Genomic DNA, 18289 nt, shown 5'->3' with positions numbered 1-18289 from the left:
GGTGATGTTTCACGTGAAACATCACCACCCCCAGTAGATTATGCGAGGAAGGATTCTAAGCTATCGCATGGACTAAGAACCTTTGAAATCAGAATCCAGAACCCGAATAATGCGGTTGAGATCCTCGACATTAGCAAACTCAATAGTCATCTTACCCTTACGAGCACCGAGCGAAATCTTAACCGATGTATCCAGTTTGTCGGCGAACGCATCCGCTATATAGTCCAATCGCTCGTGATGCTTCTGTGGCTGCGGGGTTTTCCGCTCTTTATCTGCCGGAGCTTCGCTCGCATGGGCAACAAGCTCCTCAACGGCACGCACAGAAAGCCCTTCATTCACGATCTTCTGAGCAATGGTCTCTATCTTTGCCTGATCGGTTAAAGTCAGCAGGGCACGCGCATGCCCGGCAGCGATAACACCTGCCGCTACCCTGCGCTGTACGAGAGGAGGCAACCTAAGCAAACGAATCGTATTCGAAATCTGTGGACGAGAACGCCCAATACGCTTTGCAAGCTGCTCTTGGGTGGTACTGAACTCTTCCATAAGCTGCTGATATGCGGCCGCCTCTTCAATGGGATTCAGCTGGCTACGATGCAGGTTTTCCAGCAGGGCGTCTCGAAGCAGATCAATATCTTGCGTGTCACGGATAATGGCAGGAATAGTTTCTAGACCCGCAGCCTGGGTTGCGCGCCAACGCCGCTCACCCATCACCAGCTCATATTTTTCGGCATTTTTCTCGCGTGAAGGGCGCACCACAATAGGCTGCAGAACACCAATCTCGCGAACCGAATGGATGAGCTCAGCCATGTCTTGTTCATCAAAATCAACGCGAGGCTGTTTGCGGTTTGGGTGAATATCAGAAACTTTGATTTCTGCGAACTGAGCTCCAGGAACGGGTACGAGGTTGCTGTTGCCTTCTTCCTCAGCTTCCTTCGTTTCTTCACCAAAGAAGAAATCTACCGGGCGGCGTGTTAACGTCGTATTGCGAAGTGCCGCACCCATATCCATACGAGGCTTCTTCTTCTGAACGTCGCGTGGCTGAGACAATGTTTCACGTGAAACATCTGATTTCTGCTCAGAATGCGATGCGGACGAAGATGCAGATGAGACGTGTACACTCTCTTCTTTCTTCTCTCCCGCTTTCATGACAGGCATTTTAAGACTAGGTATCTTAACCGCAGAAGCCTTTTGCGTCTTCGATGAAACAGAAGTTTTCCGAGCCTCAGCAGAAGATTCCTGAGGTTTCGGTTCCGTAGACTTTTGCGACGAAGAGATGTGAACCTCTTGCTGTTCTGTCCGTTTCGTTGTCGCAGACGGTTCCTTCTTCGGGGCAGATTTTTTCTGCGGCTCCGGCTTTACGTTGCGAGTCTTCGGGCGTTTTGCCGAGGATGCGGCGGCTTGTTCCTCCTGCTGAGGTTTGCGAGTCGCCGCTACCTTTTTTTCCGCCTCTTTCTCGGCAACATCGGAAGCAGTCACAACAGGCGTCGTATTATTGGGAATGAGAGCACCCAGTCCCCTTCCGAGACCCCGTCGCTTCTCTGCCATGTTTTTCCTTCCTCACACCAAATTTTCTACCGCTCTCATGCATGCCGATTACACTTCATATGAACCTTGCAGCACCGTAAAATCTGCGCTCAGAAAATTCGGTATTTCCCTAGATATAAATCTCAAAAAGTTTATTTATGGAGAATATCGGAGTAATTACCAATCCTGATATGCCGATATTTCAGAGCATCTATATGCTCCTCTTAGCGACGTGCAATTTCCTGCGCCGCCTCACGATAAGCCTGAGCACCGGTAGACGTTGGATCATAGCTAATAACGGTCTGCTGGTAGCTCGGCGCCTCTGAAATGCGTACAGAACGCGGAATCTTGGTCTGGAGAGTCTCCTTCGGGAAATGTTCCCGCACCTCTTCCGCTACCTGATATGCAAGGTTGGTACGACCGTCGTACATAGTCAGCAGAATCGTACTAATCTCTAAATTGGAATTCAGATGTTTCTGAATCATCTGAATGTTCTTGAGCAGCTGGCTCAAGCCTTCCAGGGCATAGTATTCACACTGAATAGGAATCAGGATTTCCTCTGCCGCCACGAAAGCATTAACGGTCAGCAGTCCCAAGCTCGGCGGGCAGTCGATAAATACATAGTCGAGCCGTCCCATCCCCTGCTGGGCACGCCACTCAGTATAGTCCTCCAAAGCGTTTTTAAGGCGTTTCTCACGTGCCACGACCGAAACAAGTTCAATCTCTGCCCCAGCAAGGTCTATATTCGCGGGTGCACACCACAGATTGTCGAGGTCAGGGCACTCCTGCACAATATCGGAAAGCGGAGTATCGTCAATCAAAGTGTTGTAAGTACTGGGAAGCTCCACGCCATGTTCAATACCGAGAGCCGTCGAAGCATTTCCCTGGGGGTCATTATCAATGACCAAAACGTTCATTCCCGCTTCTGCAAGGGCGGCCGCAATGTTCACGGCGGTACTCGTTTTACCGACTCCACCCTTCTGATTCGAGATGGTAAAGACGCGTGTATGTGGGGGCTTGGGCAGTAAAGGCGGCGTCGAGCCACCGGGGGTGATCGTCATATATCCTCCGCGCCTGATGCTGATGGTTGATGTGTCTTTCGCCAGATAAAGATACGCACACCATGTTTCACGTGAAACATTGGATAAAGAGCATTAAGGATGTTTCACGTGAAACACCGATGCTGTCTCCGGTCTGCGCGTTCCTCTTTAAGATTACCTGTCAAAACAGCGATATACCACGTACACCCTCGACAAGTTGTCTAGGATTCGTATTTTTTCACGAAAATTTATGATTTCATTCCCAAGTAATTCACTCTCAGCACAGCATCATGAACCGATTATCAACCTCTCAACCAGGAAAATTTATACAAGTTCCATTATTCATTTTTAATATTCCACATTCACGAAAAACTACGGTGCCCCACCGAAAGTTCCCCTTCATCTCTCACGTACCACAAACTCTTTCTCCGGTATCAGGCAACGAGCATAAGAATAGGGGTTGAAGATACATCTGAGAATGTATCTTCAACCCCTATGAAGCTCGCAGCTTCAGAGTTTATCGAGACTAGAGTGTAACTCGCACAACGGTTGTGGGCTCATCCAGCAGTCCCTCCCCCGCCGTCAGGATTTCGGTCTCGCGAGCCCCATAACGGTTGAGTTTCTTCTTAGCCTTCTTGATTTCCTCTCGTGCAGAGCGCCCCTTAAGAGCCAGAAGCTCACCGGTACCGCGCAGAATCGGCAAGGTAATATCCACAAGACCCACCAGCGCAGATACGGCACGAGCAGTCACCACATCGGCATCGACCTGTCCGATAGCCTGCTCAGCACGGGAACGCAGAATCTTTACATTCTCAAGGCCTAGATCCTCAACCACTTCATGAAGCCATATCACGCGGCGCTCCAGAGGCTCTATGAGCGTGATCGCAAGGTCGGGGCGGGCAATAGCCAGACAAAGCCCCGGTAGACCCGCTCCAGAGCCTACATCCGCCACGGATGTACCTTCGGCGATATATTCCTGCACAGCGGCACAGTTGAGCACGTGACGAGCCCAAAGGCGCGGTACCTCACGCGGACCAATGAGTCCGCGCTCAATCCCCGTCGTCGCCAAATGTTCCACATAACGCTGTGCTAGAGGCAGACGATCGCCAAAAATTGCGGTAGCGGCTACAAGGTCTTGACCTTCACAAGGAACCGTCATTTACGCCTCCGGAAGGGAAATCACCACATGGCGACGTGTGCCTTCGCCTTCGGATTCACTGTAGAGCCCCTGTTCAGCAACCACATCATGTACAACCTTGCGTTCATAGGCGCCCAGTGGTTTCAGGTGGAAATCTTCGCCGGAGGAACGCACCTTCTCGACGGCGTCGAGGGCTATTTCGGTAAGCTGTTCTCGACGTTGTGCACGGTAACCTGCAATATCGAGAATAAGACGCGAACGGTTGCCGCTGGCGGCCAGAACCGACAGGCGCACGAGTTCCTGCAGAGCGTCTAGAACCTCACCGCGGCGACCGACAAGGTGGCGCAGATCTTCATTCCCATCGTCATCATTGACCACCGAGAGGTAGATGCGCTGGTTGCGCACCTCAATATCAATATCTCCATCAAGATCGACGATATCGAGAAGTTCTTCGAGGTAGTCAGCGGCGATATCCCCTTCTTCCTCAATCATGCTGACTTCGTCGATTTCTTTGACAGCCTCAGCTTCCGATGCGGTGCTTGGCGATTCTGCGGTTTCTTCAAATATTTCAGTCATGGTTTTCCTTGAATTTATCGATGCTGTGTTTAGTTGAGTTTCGGCTTATTCGAGTTTTTATTGCTCGACTTGTTCTGCCCGCCGCCTTTACGCTGCTGCTGTTTCTGGCGTTTCTTACTCATGGGCTGCTGGCGCTGGCCCGCGGCGGCACGCTCACGCGCCTCCTCAAGCTCTTTTTCGTGCTGTTCCTTGGTTTTCCCAACGGGGGGCAGACCTTTAGCGGCACGGCGTTCGTTGAGCTCCTTCTCAGCCTGAGAACCGGGAGTCGGGTTATTGCGGATAACCCACCACTGCTGCCCGAGAGCCCAGAAGTTTGAGACGGTCCAGTAGTACATCACACCCAGGGGGAAGTTAATGCCCGTCACCGCGAAAATAACGGGAAAACCGTACATCATCATCTGTTGCTGACGGAATATTGGGGAGTTTTTGGCTGCCTCGGACATGTTCTTGGCACTGAGCTGTTTCTGAATGAAGAACTGGGTACCGCTCATGAGTAGAATCATGATGATGGCCTGGGCAACGGTAGCGGCATGGTTACCGTTACCGGGGTTCATCATGGTCGAGAAGATAGGTGACCCAAAGATATAGGCTTCACTGAACTGTTTAACCAATTCTGCGGGAAGCAGCAGAATGCCTTCATTTTTAGCAGCTGCCCCGGAAACACCCATGAGCACCTGATAGAGACCGAGGAAGATTGGCATCTGCGCAATAATCGGTAAACAGGATGAGAAGGGGCTGGTGCCGTGCTTCTTGAATAGTGCCATCTGCTCCTGCGCCATAGCCTGGCGGGAAAGCTGATCTTTTTTACCCTTGTATTTGGCCTGCAGCTTTGCAAGATCGCCCTGCATGGCGTTCATACCGCGCATCGATTTAATTTGGCGCATAAATAGGGGAATGGTTACAGCACGCATCACGAGAGTCAGGCAGATAATGCACAGCACCCAGGTAAAGCCTGAAGACGGATCCATACCAATACTGGTAAAGATCGTGTGGAAGAACCACAGCACCGCAGACACGGCCAATTTAAAGGGCCAAAGGATCATGTCAAAAATGTTCACGGGAGTTTTTCTCCTTATGACTCGGCTAAGTCTTTGTAGGAATCTCGACAACCGTTAGTGGTTGTTCGAGTGAGTTTCTAGGGGATGGTTCAGGAGCATAATTTTAGGTTCCTGACCGGAGGCAAAGGTTCGTTTTCCGGGCGGAACGGGGTCGACTCCGCCGGTTGCCCAGGGATTACACCGCAGGATGCGCCGCACGGTCAGGCTGAGACCGCCGAGGGCTCCATGAGTGGTGACCGCTTCCAACCCGTAGGCGGAGCAGGTCGGATAATACCGGCATACATCCCCATAGAGAGGGGATACGACTTTACGGTAAGCCTTAATAAGCCCAATCAGAATATTCTGCGGCAAGGTGTAGACCGCATGTAAAAAAGATACCGGATGCACAAACTCATGGGGCGCTTGCGCGAGGCGGTCATCGGGATCAAGCTGATGGGTGTGGGGATGGTGTGTACTGCTGTGATGAGGGTGAAAACGCTCATCACATCGACGATGGTTCATAGTCCCCTCCCCCACGGTTTTCAACATTGCAGTGCTGATCTTGACGGTCAAGTTTTTTCAGGGAGGATTCTAGGGCACCTCGATAGTCTGCGCGTAATTCTTCCCAGTTCGCTCCAGCGGATGCGGGAAGCGCCCGCACGGCAATATACAGTCCCTGCGGGTAGGTGCTAACGGTTGTTGCAGCGAGTTCACGCAAACGCCGTTTAACACGGTTACGAGTCACAGCATTTCCGACGGCTTTTGACACAATGAAACCTATACGGGTTGTATTTCCGGATTTTTGAGCCGTATATACAACTAAGTTCCGGCGCCCTGAGCGGGTACCGGAACGAAAAGCCGTGGAAAATTGGGAGCTGGTGCGCATCCGGTGCTGGATTGGCAGCACGTTTTCCTTCCCTGTAGTGGAAAACCCGCTAACACGAATGCGTTAGCGGGTTTTGCTGAGTTCTTTATGCCGAAAGCTTGGAACGACCCTTGGAACGACGGTTCGACAGGATAGAACGACCGGCACGAGTACGCATACGAAGACGGAAACCGTGTTTCTTCGCACGACGGCGGTTATTCGGCTGGAAAGTACGTTTACTCATACTTATCTCCTTGGACACAAAATCCTACCCGCTGGCTAGGATTTCTAAGCTTTTTCGTGCCCGATGGTACCTCGACACTTCGAGGTAGGCGGTACACATACAACAGAACAACTTTAGAAGAGTCTATGCTGCAAAGCAAGTTAATCCGCCCCGCACATAACCCCAGATTATCCCCAGGTTGTGGGGATTAGACTATCCACAGGTGTTCTCAACGGACCTTCAAAACATCATATCCACAGTTTTCCACATCCTTGTTATACACTTAATTTCCTTGATATATCAAGGAAAAATAACGAAATTCAAGAATTTTTCAACCGGTTATCCTCAGGAAAGACACATTTTTTCCACACTGTGTATAACTCCTGTGGATAAGCTGTTTATGATGTGTATAACCTACGGTAGAATCGGTACATATCTTTGTCATCTTTACGAGGGGAATCACTGATGAACGCTGAGCACACGCAGCTTCAGGAACGCTGGGAACAGGTCATAAGCATTCTGCAAGCGAATCCTGAGGTCTCTCAGCGTCTGCGTGGTTTTGTGAGTCTTGCGCAGCCTCAGGCTTTCGTGGGAACCGTTCTTCTGATTGCCGTTCCCAGCGAACTAACCCGCAATATTTTTCAGTCTCAGCTCAAGGCGCCCTTCCAACAAGCTCTGACCACCGTTTTTGGTTCCGGTGTATCAGAGGCTTTCACGATTGATGAATCGCTTGCGCAAACATCTCAGACGGTTTCGCCTTCAATACCGCAGATCGAAGACGATTCTCCTATGCCCCCGCTTCATGAGGTTGAGGCCGAACTCCACACCCCCGTGCCGCCTCATCAAAGTCAAATTGCGGATGTGCCCGTTACCGATGTACCGGCAGCATCACCGGTTGATCCCGCCATCTTCGCCGAGCGCCCGCAGAGTTCTTCCCCCTCCCCCACCGAATTTTCCGAAGTACACACGCCGCAGCATGTGGACTCTGCCGTTCCCGCTCAGCCGATTTCTTCTCCTGCAGAGACTGAGGATATTTCTTCCCCAGCCGCGGATACTCATACCGCTGTTTCTTCGGATTCCGGTTGGGATTCTTCGGCACGTCTGAACCCAAATTACACTTTCGATACTTTTGTGATTGGTCAGTCTAACCGCTTTGCACACGCCGCAGCATTTGCTGTTTCCGAGTCCCCCGCCCAAGCCTATAATCCCCTCTTTATTTATGGCGATTCAGGGCTGGGTAAAACCCACCTCCTGCACGCGATCGGGCACTATGCCAAGCATCTTTTCCCGAGCCTACGCGTGCGGTACGTAAATTCTGAGGAGTTCACAAACGATTTCATCAATTCGATTCGTGACGATGAAGGGTCATCTTTCAAACAGATTTACCGCAATGTCGATATGCTTCTGATCGACGATATCCAGTTTTTGGCGGGTAAAGAGCATACACAGGAAGAGTTCTTCCATACTTTCAACGCCCTGCATAATCACCAAAAGCAGGTTGTGATTACTTCTGATTTGCCGCCAAAACAGCTCACCGGGTTCGCCGAGCGTATGCGTTCACGCTTCGAGTGGGGTCTGATTACCGATGTTCAGCCTCCCGAGTTAGAGACTCGTATCGCTATTTTGCGCAAGAAGGCACAGAGTGAATCGCTCAACGTTCCCGATGATGTGATGGAATATATTGCATCGCATATTACGGCGAATATCCGCGAGTTGGAGGGCGCGCTCATTCGTGTAACGGCATTCGCCTCGCTTAATAAGCAGCCCGTCGATGTTGCCTTAGCCGAAGTTGTGCTCAAAGATCTCATTACAGATGCGGGCGATACCGAAATTACCTCGGGACAAGTGCTGGCGACTACGGCTTCCTATTTCGATGTGACTCTAGAGGATCTACGGTCAAAATCCCGCACTCGAACCCTCACAAATGCACGTCAGATTGCCATGTATTTACTGCGGGAGCTTACGGATATGTCGTTGCCGCGCATCGGGCAGGAATTAGGCGGCCGCGACCACACAACGGTTATGCACGCGGTACGGAAGGTGGGGGCACAAATGGCTGAACGACGCACTACCTTTAACCAGGTCACCGATTTGACGAACAAAATCAAGCAGGATCAGCGTGAAAGCCGGTAGTTCCCCGGAATTTCAAGGTTTAAACAGCCTGTGGATAACGTGTGTGTTAAACCGGGGCGTTAAGTGGATATTAAGTGCATGATTATTCATGATGTGTGGACGAAAGTAGATGTATAAATATCCATACACAATGCATCCTCAGAAACGCTAATTTTTGTCCACTTAATATCCACAGGTGATTTCCTTGATTTTACAGGGAAACTCTGGTTTTTCCACGATATCCACAGGGGTTATTAACATTACTGTACTTTAAAGAAAACACCCTCACATAACATGAAGCGCACCCACGCAGGTCCAATCGAACGCAGTATCCAACTATTTTGACGATGGTAGCGAGACAACAGCACCAGATTTTTGTAATTACAATTTTCATAACCTTCTGAAGCTGTACTGCATGATCTACCTTCCTAAAGATGTAATTACAAAATTTTCTAAACCCTCTGAGCGGAACTAACCTGTACCCTCTCCTTGACGAACCTGTATCCGGTAGGATGGATTATGCAGTTTTGCATAAACTACACACGCACGATGTCGGGTTCTCAATTCCATACGCATCCATGAGCTCATCATCGTTGTTTTTTCAAACCCGTTTGCTTCATCACCGAAAGGCTCTTTGATGAAATTTACCGTTGAACGTGACGTACTTGCCGAGGCGGTTGGTTGGACCGCGCGCTCGCTACCTCTTCGTCCCACCTCTCCCGTGCTCAACGGTCTTCTCATCAAAGCTGAAAGTGGTGAGGTTTCTGTTTCAAGCTTCGACCATGAAATCAGTGCTAAGCAAACGATCGAGGCGTCGGTAGAGCAGGAAGGGACCTGTTTAGTACCGGGTAAGATGCTTGCCGAAATTTGCCGCTCGCTGCCTAACGCAGATGTTGAGTTCGTGGCTAATGACTCCACAATTTTTATGACCTGTCGTTCCGCAAAGTTCCAGCTAGCGGGTATGCCGGTGGCGGACTATCCGGAGCTTCCTGAGCTACCGCAGATCTCCGGTACCGTTGATGGCGCGGAATTCGCTAAAGCTGTCTCCCAGGTTCAGATCGCGGTTTCCAAAGACGAAACTTTACCGTTGCTTACCGGTATTCGCCTGGAAATCTCCGGTTCAACCATGACTCTTCTTGCTACCGACCGGTACCGCTTGGCGATGCGCGAAATTACCTGGAATCCTGAGAACCCTGAAATTGAGGCTGCGGTTCTGCTCAAGGCCAAAACCATGACCGAGGTGGGGCGTACCCTCTCAAACTCGGGAGAGCTTTCTATCGCACTTCCTGAAAATGGCGATCTTATCGGTTTCTCCGCAGGCTCTCGCCGAACTACGAGTGTTCTCATGGACGGTCAGTACCCGAATCTTCGTGCCCTCTTCCCAACCGAAACTGCGGTTCATGCTGTTGTCCGTACATCGGATTTGGCGGAGGCGGCGCGTCGTATTTCCCTCGTGGCAGAACGTAACACTCCCCTGCGCCTTCAGTTCACCGAAGACGGACAGGTATCGATCGATGCCGGGCGCGGCGATGAGGCTCGCGCATCCGAATCGATGCCCGCGCAGCTGGACGGTCACGAAATTACGGTGGCATATAACCCCACGTACCTTTCGGAGGGACTGGGTGCCTTTGATACCGACTTTGTACGTTTCTCCTTCACTGAGGCTCCTAAACCTGCCGTGCTCTCCGGTCAGGACGAACCGCTGAGCGAAGAAGATCTTAGCTACCGGTACCTGGTTCAGCCGATTCGCTTGCCCGCTAACTAATTGTGCATTCCGGTATAGGGTCATAGGAAATTAGAATAAACATTCGTTTTTATAGAAGGGGGTATTGTGTATCTTGATCATCTTTCGCTTCTTGATTACCGCACCTACACCCTTCTTAATTTGCCGCTAACCGCCGGAGTTACCGTTTTTTTAGGGCCTAACGGTGTTGGAAAAACCAATATTATTGAGGCTATAGACTACACCGCGAATCTTTCCTCGCACCGCGTAAGCCATGATGGTCCGCTCGTGCGGGTGGGTGCATCCCGAGCCTATATTCGTGTGCGTACGGTGCGTGGTTCACAACAAACGGTCACCGAATTCGAGATAGCACCCGGGGCGAGCAACCGGGTGCGCATCAATCGAGCCGCTCCCGTGCGCGCCCGTGAAGCCTTAGGGATTACGCGCACCGTGTTGTTCTCCCCCGAAGATTTGCAGCTCGTCAAGGGTGAACCCGCGGGACGACGCCGTTTTATTGATGATTTAGCGGTTTCGCTGCGACCCGTTGTTGCCGGGTACCGTCAGGAATACGAACGCATTTTGCGCCAGCGCAATTCGCTGTTGAAAACATTGCAGCGCCGCGGTTCCTTGGCGGCAGACGATGAAAACGCGATGCACACCCTTGATGTGTGGTCGGAACAATTGGCTCAGCTAGGGGCACAGCTCCTCGCAGCACGATTTCGTGTTCTATGGCTTTTGCTTCCCCACTTGCGGCGCGCCTACACCGGGCTTACCGATGGGTCAAAGGACATCTCATTTACCTACGATTCGACGGTTTTTCCGGAGATTACCGAGCGAGGGCTCGAACATGTTTCGCGTATGAGCATCGACGACATTAAAGATGCGATGGCGCAGCGCTTGCGCGAGCGCCGTACCGCCGAACTGGAGCGCGGGGTGACTCTGGTGGGACCGCATCGGGACGATATAACGCTGCTATTGGGCGGGTTAGCTGTTAAACAATTTGCTTCCCACGGAGAAAGCTGGTCGGTTGCGCTTTCTTTGCGATTGGCTTCCTGGTTTGTGCATCGTGCCGACGACGATTCCCCCGGGTCCTCCCCCATTCTTATTCTTGACGATGTTTTTGCCGAGTTAGATTCAGAACGGCGTCATAGGCTCGGCGCTTTAGTAGCCCAGGCAGAACAGGTTTTGCTCACCAGCGCCGTGTTGAGCGATATTCCCGAGGAACTGGGGACGTACCGTTTAGTGCGGGTGAGTACCGCTCACGCCGAATATGCGCCCGAAACCACAGACGCACCGCAGATTGAGGATTTGCCCTCATGAGCGAGAAACTTTGGGATGACGGTGAGGAAATAGGCACGCAAGCGTCGAATCATGAAGAATCTTCGCTTGATCCGGAGCAAGAATACTATCGTGATGAGGTCGATGCCCCCGCCGCCATGGTAGAACGGATGCGCGCCGCCGCAGCAGCCCGCGGCGAGGGGCGACTCAACGCATTCTCGGCAAAGAAGATTCTTCGTGAATTTGGCTCTGCCATGAGCGCCGAACCGGGACAGCGGAAAACTCGCGCCCAGCGGGTCGATATGCGCGCGCTGGGCGGCTATACCGCATCCGGTGAAGATTCTCGCGATCCTAAACCGCTTGATGGTGTGATCTCGTACCTGATTCGATCTCGTGGGTGGAAAGAGCCCGTGGCGGTCTCCAGCGTCATGGCACGATGGAGTGAACTCGTTGGACCCGAACTTGCCATGCACGCTAAACCCACGCGCTTTGAGAATGCCGTGGTCGATGTGCAGTGCGATTCGACAGCTTGGGCAACGCAGCTTAGGCTCATGCGTAATCAGATTGTGCAGATGTTCGCGCGTGAACTTGGCGAAGGCGTGGTGACGAACATCCGTATTTACGGGCCGAATAATGGGCGCTGGGCATCGCGCGGCCCTAAACGGGCACCGGGAGGTCGAGGGGTACGAGATACCTACGGATAACCCGCTTATGTGACACTTTTGCGTCATAAGGGCCTAAATCGCCGGAAACGAAGATAACGGTACGGTATATATCCCCTACCGCATACCGGGGTGAGTATGCTCAGAAAAGCCTTAGAAGGCTGTATATTCGAAATAAGCTGTTCCACGCCCTTCAAAATATGGGCGTAAAGTCGTGAAATTCGGTAGAATAGAAAAGAATATGCTGATGCTGCGCTCATCTAGGTGCAGCGGTGATACATCACCGGGCATGAGATCTACCCCAAGGAGTTACGCACTCGTGACATCTGAACAACCCCATGAATACGGCGCATCTGACATTACCGTTTTGGAGGGTCTGGAAGCGGTTCGTAAACGTCCCGGTATGTATATCGGCTCGACAACCGAACGTGGTCTACACCATCTGGTCTACGAGGTGGTCGATAACTCTGTAGATGAGGCGCTCGCAGGCTACGCAAGCCATATTGAAGTTACAATTCAGGCCGATGGTGGTGTGCGCGTTCAAGATGATGGCCGCGGTATTCCCGTGGATGAGCATCCGACCGAGCATAAATCCACGGTCGAGGTCGTTATGACTGTTCTTCACGCTGGCGGTAAATTCGGCGGCGGCGGATATGCCGTTTCCGGTGGTTTACACGGTGTGGGTATTTCTGTCGTTAATGCGCTCTCAAAAAAGGTTATAACCGAAGTCCACCGTCAGGGTTATTCCTGGCACATTTCTTTTGCTAACGGTGGTATTCCTGATGGTCCCCTGCGCCGCGGTAAAGCCTCTCAGAAGACCGGTACTATTCAGACGTTCTACCCTGATCCCGAGATTTTTGAGACCGTTGAGTTTGATTTTGAGACTCTGCGTGCCAGGTTCCAGCAGATGGCGTTCCTGAACAAGGGACTGACAATTTCTCTCACCGATGAGCGTGACCAGTTTGAGGGGGGCGATGAGGTTGCTGAAGAAGAAGATGAAAAAGATAAAGTTCTTCCCCTCAACCGTGTAGGCGCAAACTCCGAAGGGTACCGCACGGTCACCTATCGTTACGATAATGGTCTTTTCGACTACGTGCACTTCCTCAACGCGGGTTCAAAAACCGTTATCAACGAGGACATTATCTACTTTGAGGCTGAAGACACCGTGCGCCATATGGCGCTTGAGGTGGCTATGCAGTGGACCGGGTCTTATAAAGAATCGGTGCACTCCTATGCGAATACGATCAACACTCACGAAGGCGGTACTCATGAAGAGGGTTTCCGTGCTGCGCTGACGTCCCTGGTGAATCGTTATGCCCGCGAGAATAAACTGCTGCGCGATAAAGACGATAACCTCACCGGTGAAGACGTGCGTGAGGGTCTGACCGCGGTTATTTCGATTAAGATTTCCGAGCCGCAGTTCGAAGGGCAAACAAAGACAAAGCTTGGTAACTCCGAGGCAAAATCCTTTACCCAGCGCGAGATCAACGATCATATGGCCGATTGGTTCGATCGTAACCCCGCTGTCGCCAAGGATGTGGTGCGCCGCGCTATTACGGCGGCACAGGCACGTATGGCGGCACGTAAAGCGCGTGAGACGACTCGGCGTAAGGGTCTGCTGGAAACCAGCTCGATGCCCGGCAAACTCAAGGACTGTGCCTCAAAGGATCCGTCGATCTCCGAAATTTATCTGGTGGAGGGTGACTCCGCAGGTGGTTCGGCGGTTCAGGGGCGTGATCCAAACAGCCAAGCTATTTTGCCGCTGCGCGGTAAGATCCTCAATGTGGAGCGTGCCCGCCTTGACCGAGCGCTTTCCAATGCTGAGATTCAGGCTATGATTACGGCCTTCGGCACCGGTATCGGCGACGATTTCGACCTGGAGAAGGCTCGCTACCACAAGATCGTTCTTATGGCAGATGCCGATGTGGATGGCCAGCACATCACCACCCTATTGCTAACCCTGCTCTTCCGCTTTATGCGCCCGCTCATCGAAGCCGGATATGTGTATTTGGCACAGCCTCCGCTGTATCGCATCAAGTGGTCAAATGCCCCGCATGATTATGTGTTCTCTGATGCCGAGCGTGATGAGGCTCTGGCACGCGGCCAGGCAAAGAATCAGCGTCTACCCAAAGACAACGGCATTCAGCGTTATAAGGGTCTTGGCGAGATGGACTATACCGAGCTGTGGGATACCACGATGGATCCTCAACGCCGTACCCTGCTTCAGGTGAAGATGGAGGATGCGGCTGCAGCCGATCAGATCTTCTCGGTTCTGATGGGTGAAGATGTGGAAGCCCGCCGCGACTTTATTCAGCAGAACGCCAAAGACATTCGATTCCTCGATATCTAAAGGGTTTGGTATATAGCCAGTTGGCTATATTTCCCAAACGGAATATAAGCGAGAGAGTCACAGAGGAACGGAACAACTATGAGTGAAGAACACCAAAGCGAAAACCCAGATATCGATATCGAGGTCGCCACTAACCGCGGTGAGATTCTGATCGATAATCCCCACGGTAACATTGAGCAGATCGACCTGCAGACCGAAATGCAGCGTTCTTATCTGGATTACGCGATGGCGGTTATTATCGGTCGTGCCCTACCGGATGTACGCGACGGTCTTAAACCGGTACATCGTCGCGTGATCTATGGAATGTACGACGGCGGTTATCGCCCCGACCGTGCTTTCAATAAATGTGCCCGCATCGTTGGCGATGTGATGGGTCAATTCCACCCCCACGGCGACAGTGCTATCTACGATGCACTAGTACGTTTAATTCAGGGTTGGACGATGCGTTATCCCCTGGCACTCGGTCAGGGTAACTTCGGGTCCCCCGGTAATGACGGCGCTGCGGCTCCGCGTTATACCGAGACGAAGATGGCGCCTATTGCCCTGGAAATGGTGCGTGACATCAACGAAGATACCGTTGATTTTCAGCCTAACTATGACGGTAAATCGCTTGAGCCCACGGTACTGCCGGCGCGCATCCCGAACCTGTTGATCAACGGGTCTTCGGGTATCGCCGTGGGTATGGCAACCAATATTCCCCCACATAACCTGCGTGAAGTTGCCGCAGGTGTGGAATGGTTCCTCAAGAACCCGAATGCTACGAATGAAGAGCTTCTGGGTGCTCTTATGGAACGCATTAAGGGACCGGACTTCCCCACCGGTGCCACCATTTTGGGCACCAAGGGTATTGAGGATGCTTACCGCACCGGCCGCGGTTCCATTACGATGCGCGCGGTCGTCAATGTCGAAGAGATCCACGGACGCACTTGTCTTGTGGTAACCGAACTGCCGTACCAGGCAAACCCTGATAACCTGGCGATTAAGATTGCCGACCTGATTAAGGAAGGTAAAGTCACCGGAATTTCCGATCTGCGTGATGAAACCTCAGGCCGTACCGGCCAGCGCCTTGTAATCGTGCTCAAACGCGATGCCGTGCCCAAGGTTGTACTCAACAACCTGTATAAGCACACCCAGCTGCAGGAGAACTTCTCTGCCAATATGCTGGCGATTGTGGATGGCGTTCCGCGTACTCTCTCGCTTGATGCCTTTATTCGCCACTGGGTAAACCACCAGATGGACGTGATTGTGCGTCGTACTCGGTACCGTCTGCGTCAGGCTGAGGAAGAAGCGCATATTCTGCGCGGTCTGCTCAAGGCTCTGGACGCTCTGGATGAGGTTATTGCACTTATCCGCCGCTCCCCCACGGCCGATGAAGCTCGTTCGGCCTTGATGGACTTCCTGGATATTGATGAAGCGCAGGCTCAGGCAATTCTGAATATGCAGCTTCGTCGTCTGGCGGCTCTGGAACGTCAGAAGATTCAGGATCGCCACGACGAGCTGCAGCGCCTCATTTCGGAATACAATGCGATTATTGCCTCTGAAGATCGCCAGCGCGAGATTATTTCCGAGGAGCTAGGCGAGATTGTGAATCGCTATGGCGATGATCGCCGCACCGAGATTCTGCGAGGCTTCAACGGCGATATGTCGATGGAAGATCTTATTCCTGAGGAAGAAGTCGTCGTAACGATTACCCGCGGCGGATACATCAAACGCACCCGCAGCGACCAGTACCGCAGCCAGCATCGCGGTGGTAAGGGTATTCGAGGCGCTCAGCTGCGCGGCGACGATGTTGTGGAGCATTTCTTCGTGACCACCACGCACAGCTGGATTCTGTTCTTTACCAATTTGGGGCGCGTATACCGCACCAAGGGTTATGAATTGCAAGAGGCTGGGCGTGACGCCAAGGGACAGCATTTGGCAAATCTGTTGGAATTCCAGCCGGATGAGCATATTGCCCAGGTCATGGATCTGAAGACCTATGAGGATGCCGAGTACCTGGTTCTTGCCACGAAGGGCGGATTGGTCAAGAAATCTCGCCTGAGCGACTACGATACGAACCGTACCGCCGGTCTAATCGCGATTAATCTGCGTGATGATGACGAAGTGGTCTCTGCGTTCCTTGTCTCCCCCGAAGATGATATTCTGCTGATCTCGCGCAATGGTATGTCGCTGCGCTTCCACGCTAACAATGAGTCTCTGCGTCCTATGGGGCGTTCGACTTCGGGTGTGACCGGTATGAAGTTCCGTGACGGTGATGAACTGATCTCGGCACAGGTTGTTATCCCTGAGTCTTTCGTGTTCGTAGTGACCGAGGGCGGATACGCTAAGCGTACTCACGTTGAGGGATATCGCGTTCAGGGTCGTAACGGTTTCGGTATTAAGGTTGCTAAGCTTGTGGAAGGTCGTGGCGCTCTTGTGGGTGGCCTGATCGTATCTGAGAACGATGAGGTGCTCGTTGTGATGCAGAGCGGTAAGGTTGTTCGCACCAATGTGAGTGAAGTTCCTGCCAAGGGACGCGACACTATGGGCGTTATCTTTGCGAAGCCGGGTAAGGGCGATAGCATTATTGGTATTGCTCGTAACCAAGATCGCCAGCTAGATGAACAGAAAGAAGACGACGCTGAGGTGGAAGCCACAGAAGAATCTGTGATAAATTCCGAGGTGGTGGATACGCAAGAAAATAAGCCAACCACCGCATCCACCGATGTAGACGGAGGTAACTAATGAGCGCAAACCCACAGGGGTCGGCTCCAGGAAAACAAACGGCACCCGCAGCACAGGGAACCCCTGCGGGCGGTACGAATGCTTCTAACCGGCAAAATAACGCATCTAAGCCTGGTGGTTCATCACAGCAGCGTTCTGCGAAGCGTCCCGCCAATGGTACGCGCCCTAAAAACAAGGGACAACGACGCCAGTCTATCCGCCCGGTTCCACGCTCGCGTATTCGCCGCGCTCGTCTGGTGGTTCAGCGAATTGATACTTGGTCGGTTGCGAAGATGGTCTTCCTGCTCTCTATGGCTCTGGGCATTGTGACCATTGTGGCTTCGGTAATCCTCTGGCTTTTCTTGCAGGCTTCGGGTGCTTTTACCGGCGTGAACCAGATCTTAACCTCCATGGGTACCGGTAACACCAATATTGATATTACCCAGATGGTCAATATCGGTCAGGTGGCTTTGGCAACGACTATTCTGTCGGTCATTAACACCGTTATCTTCACGCTTTTGAGTATGATCGGCGCAATTTTGTATAACTTGGCCGCCAAGCTCGTGGGTGGTATTACGCTGACCCTCAGCGACGAATCATAAGATAGTCCTGAGTATCTAAAACCGCCGTCTTTGTGCGTTATCAACCGGGGTGAGTATCGGAGTGATACTCCCCTGGTTTTATGGGGCTTCTGTCTGTGTTGTAATGCACATCTAAGAGATTTGGCAACAGGGTAAAACATCTGTATAGTTATATTTCGTTCTTGCGGAGAATTCCGCCGGAATGGGAGGGCGTATAGCTCAGGCGGTTAGAGCGCTTCGCTGATAACGAAGAGGTCCCAAGTTCAAGTCTTGGTACGCCCACTCTCCATGACGAAAGGTTGCTATGAAAAAGCTCTTTGTTCTTGCGGCTGTCTCGATCGTGGCATTTCTGGGCTTCAAAAAGGTTCAGTCGCAGCAGGTCCGTCAGGCCTGGCAGGAATCTACAGATTCCATTTAGAACTTCATAGCGATTTTCCGCTAATGCGGGGGCGTGGCGCAATTGGTAGCGCATCTGCT

At 52.1% G+C, this 18289-nt stretch carries 16 protein-coding genes and 1 tRNA gene; 9 read left to right on the top strand and 8 right to left on the bottom strand.

Going from position 1 to position 18289, the window contains the following annotated elements; genetic code table 11:
• Positions 1–72: 72 nt before the first annotated feature.
• The 8 genes from HMPREF2958_RS04550 to rpmH form a co-directional block, all read right to left on the bottom strand.
• Entirely contained in the window at positions 73–1545 is a 1473-nt protein-coding gene (locus tag HMPREF2958_RS04550; RefSeq protein ID WP_070696984.1) for a ParB/RepB/Spo0J family partition protein, read from the bottom strand.
• A 203-nt stretch (positions 1546–1748) separates the two neighbouring features.
• Positions 1749–2585, bottom strand: a complete 837-nt coding sequence (locus HMPREF2958_RS04545; RefSeq protein WP_004005936.1) for a ParA family protein — start codon at positions 2583–2585, stop codon at positions 1749–1751.
• A 505-nt stretch (positions 2586–3090) separates the two neighbouring features.
• Complete coding sequence (rsmG, locus tag HMPREF2958_RS04540) at positions 3091–3723, bottom strand: 16S rRNA (guanine(527)-N(7))-methyltransferase RsmG (RefSeq protein ID WP_070696983.1); 633 nt, start codon at positions 3721–3723, stop codon at positions 3091–3093.
• Positions 3724–4278, bottom strand: coding sequence for a Jag family protein (locus HMPREF2958_RS04535; RefSeq protein ID WP_070696981.1), 555 nt, complete (start codon positions 4276–4278; stop codon positions 3724–3726).
• A 29-nt stretch (positions 4279–4307) separates the two neighbouring features.
• Positions 4308–5336 carry a membrane protein insertase YidC gene (yidC, locus tag HMPREF2958_RS04530; RefSeq protein WP_070696979.1) on the bottom strand — a complete coding sequence of 343 codons (1029 nt, stop codon included), beginning with the start codon at positions 5334–5336 and terminating at the stop codon, positions 4308–4310.
• A 54-nt stretch (positions 5337–5390) separates the two neighbouring features.
• Positions 5391–5837, bottom strand: coding sequence for a membrane protein insertion efficiency factor YidD (yidD, locus tag HMPREF2958_RS04525; RefSeq protein ID WP_070696977.1), 447 nt, complete (start codon positions 5835–5837; stop codon positions 5391–5393).
• Positions 5818–6222, bottom strand: coding sequence for a ribonuclease P protein component (gene rnpA, locus HMPREF2958_RS04520; RefSeq protein ID WP_083313700.1), 405 nt, complete (start codon positions 6220–6222; stop codon positions 5818–5820). Before rnpA ends, yidD begins: the two co-directional genes overlap by 20 nt.
• Positions 6223–6286: 64 nt before the next feature.
• The gene (gene rpmH, locus HMPREF2958_RS04515) at positions 6287–6424 is read right to left on the bottom strand and encodes a 50S ribosomal protein L34 (RefSeq protein ID WP_004005930.1); all 138 of its coding nucleotides are present in this window, start codon (positions 6422–6424) and stop codon (positions 6287–6289) included.
• 444 nt (positions 6425–6868) lie between these two features.
• On the opposite strand from rpmH, the gene dnaA reads away from it, so the two are divergent.
• From dnaA to HMPREF2958_RS10915, 9 genes are all read left to right on the top strand, one after another.
• Positions 6869–8536, top strand: coding sequence for a chromosomal replication initiator protein DnaA (gene dnaA / locus HMPREF2958_RS04510; RefSeq protein WP_070696974.1), 1668 nt, complete (start codon positions 6869–6871; stop codon positions 8534–8536).
• Between the two features lie 616 nt (positions 8537–9152).
• A complete protein-coding gene (dnaN, locus tag HMPREF2958_RS04505) occupies positions 9153–10280 on the top strand; it encodes a DNA polymerase III subunit beta (protein WP_070696972.1) in 1128 nt (375 codons plus the stop codon).
• 66 nt (positions 10281–10346) lie between these two features.
• A complete protein-coding gene (gene recF / locus HMPREF2958_RS04500; RefSeq protein WP_070696970.1) occupies positions 10347–11558 on the top strand; it encodes a DNA replication/repair protein RecF in 1212 nt (403 codons plus the stop codon).
• Entirely contained in the window at positions 11555–12220 is a 666-nt protein-coding gene (locus HMPREF2958_RS04495) for a DciA family protein (protein WP_083313699.1), read from the top strand. The genes recF and HMPREF2958_RS04495 overlap by 4 nt, the downstream gene beginning before the upstream one ends.
• Positions 12221–12467: 247 nt before the next feature.
• Positions 12468–14528: a DNA topoisomerase (ATP-hydrolyzing) subunit B gene (gene gyrB / locus HMPREF2958_RS04490; protein ID WP_210400880.1), complete on the top strand. Its 2061-nt coding sequence runs from the start codon at positions 12468–12470 to the stop codon at positions 14526–14528.
• 78 nt (positions 14529–14606) lie between these two features.
• Positions 14607–17252, top strand: a complete 2646-nt coding sequence (gene gyrA, locus HMPREF2958_RS04485; RefSeq protein WP_070696966.1) for a DNA gyrase subunit A — start codon at positions 14607–14609, stop codon at positions 17250–17252.
• Positions 17252–17833, top strand: coding sequence for a DUF3566 domain-containing protein (locus tag HMPREF2958_RS04480; protein ID WP_070696964.1), 582 nt, complete (start codon positions 17252–17254; stop codon positions 17831–17833). The genes gyrA and HMPREF2958_RS04480 overlap by 1 nt, the downstream gene beginning before the upstream one ends.
• A 187-nt stretch (positions 17834–18020) precedes the next feature.
• Positions 18021–18094, top strand: a tRNA-Ile gene (locus tag HMPREF2958_RS04475).
• A gap of 22 nt (positions 18095–18116) precedes the next feature.
• Positions 18117–18230 (top strand): DUF2648 domain-containing protein, encoded by a 114-nt coding sequence (locus tag HMPREF2958_RS10915; RefSeq protein WP_115333524.1) that lies wholly within the window; start codon positions 18117–18119, stop codon positions 18228–18230.
• Positions 18231–18289 lie beyond the last annotated feature (59 nt).

The sequence above is a fragment of the Rothia sp. HMSC036D11 genome (assembly GCF_001814205.1).
Classification (GTDB): domain Bacteria; phylum Actinomycetota; class Actinomycetes; order Actinomycetales; family Micrococcaceae; genus Rothia; species Rothia dentocariosa.
Note: the sequence above shows the minus strand (reverse complement) of the source record. Positions and strands in the feature narration are given on the sequence as shown.

What these genes read in the sequence shown, in the direction of transcription:
- HMPREF2958_RS04550 (WP_070696984.1), bottom strand. Translation starts at nt 1,545, where the DNA reads ATGGCAGAGAAGCGACGGGGTCTCGGAAGGGGACTGGGTGCTCTCATT.
- HMPREF2958_RS04545 (WP_004005936.1), bottom strand. Translation starts at nt 2,585, where the DNA reads ATGACGATCACCCCCGGTGGCTCGACGCCGCCTTTACTGCCCAAGCCC.
- rsmG (WP_070696983.1), bottom strand. Translation starts at nt 3,723, where the DNA reads ATGACGGTTCCTTGTGAAGGTCAAGACCTTGTAGCCGCTACCGCAATT.
- HMPREF2958_RS04535 (WP_070696981.1), bottom strand. Translation starts at nt 4,278, where the DNA reads ATGACTGAAATATTTGAAGAAACCGCAGAATCGCCAAGCACCGCATCG.
- yidD (WP_070696977.1), bottom strand. Translation starts at nt 5,837, where the DNA reads ATGAACCATCGTCGATGTGATGAGCGTTTTCACCCTCATCACAGCAGT.
- rpmH (WP_004005930.1), bottom strand. Translation starts at nt 6,424, where the DNA reads ATGAGTAAACGTACTTTCCAGCCGAATAACCGCCGTCGTGCGAAGAAA.
- dnaA (WP_070696974.1), top strand. Translation starts at nt 6,869, where the DNA reads ATGAACGCTGAGCACACGCAGCTTCAGGAACGCTGGGAACAGGTCATA.
- dnaN (WP_070696972.1), top strand. Translation starts at nt 9,153, where the DNA reads ATGAAATTTACCGTTGAACGTGACGTACTTGCCGAGGCGGTTGGTTGG.
- HMPREF2958_RS04495 (WP_083313699.1), top strand. Translation starts at nt 11,555, where the DNA reads ATGAGCGAGAAACTTTGGGATGACGGTGAGGAAATAGGCACGCAAGCG.
- gyrB (WP_210400880.1), top strand. Translation starts at nt 12,468, where the DNA reads ATGAGATCTACCCCAAGGAGTTACGCACTCGTGACATCTGAACAACCC.
- gyrA (WP_070696966.1), top strand. Translation starts at nt 14,607, where the DNA reads ATGAGTGAAGAACACCAAAGCGAAAACCCAGATATCGATATCGAGGTC.
- HMPREF2958_RS04480 (WP_070696964.1), top strand. Translation starts at nt 17,252, where the DNA reads ATGAGCGCAAACCCACAGGGGTCGGCTCCAGGAAAACAAACGGCACCC.
- HMPREF2958_RS10915 (WP_115333524.1), top strand. Translation starts at nt 18,117, where the DNA reads ATGAAAAAGCTCTTTGTTCTTGCGGCTGTCTCGATCGTGGCATTTCTG.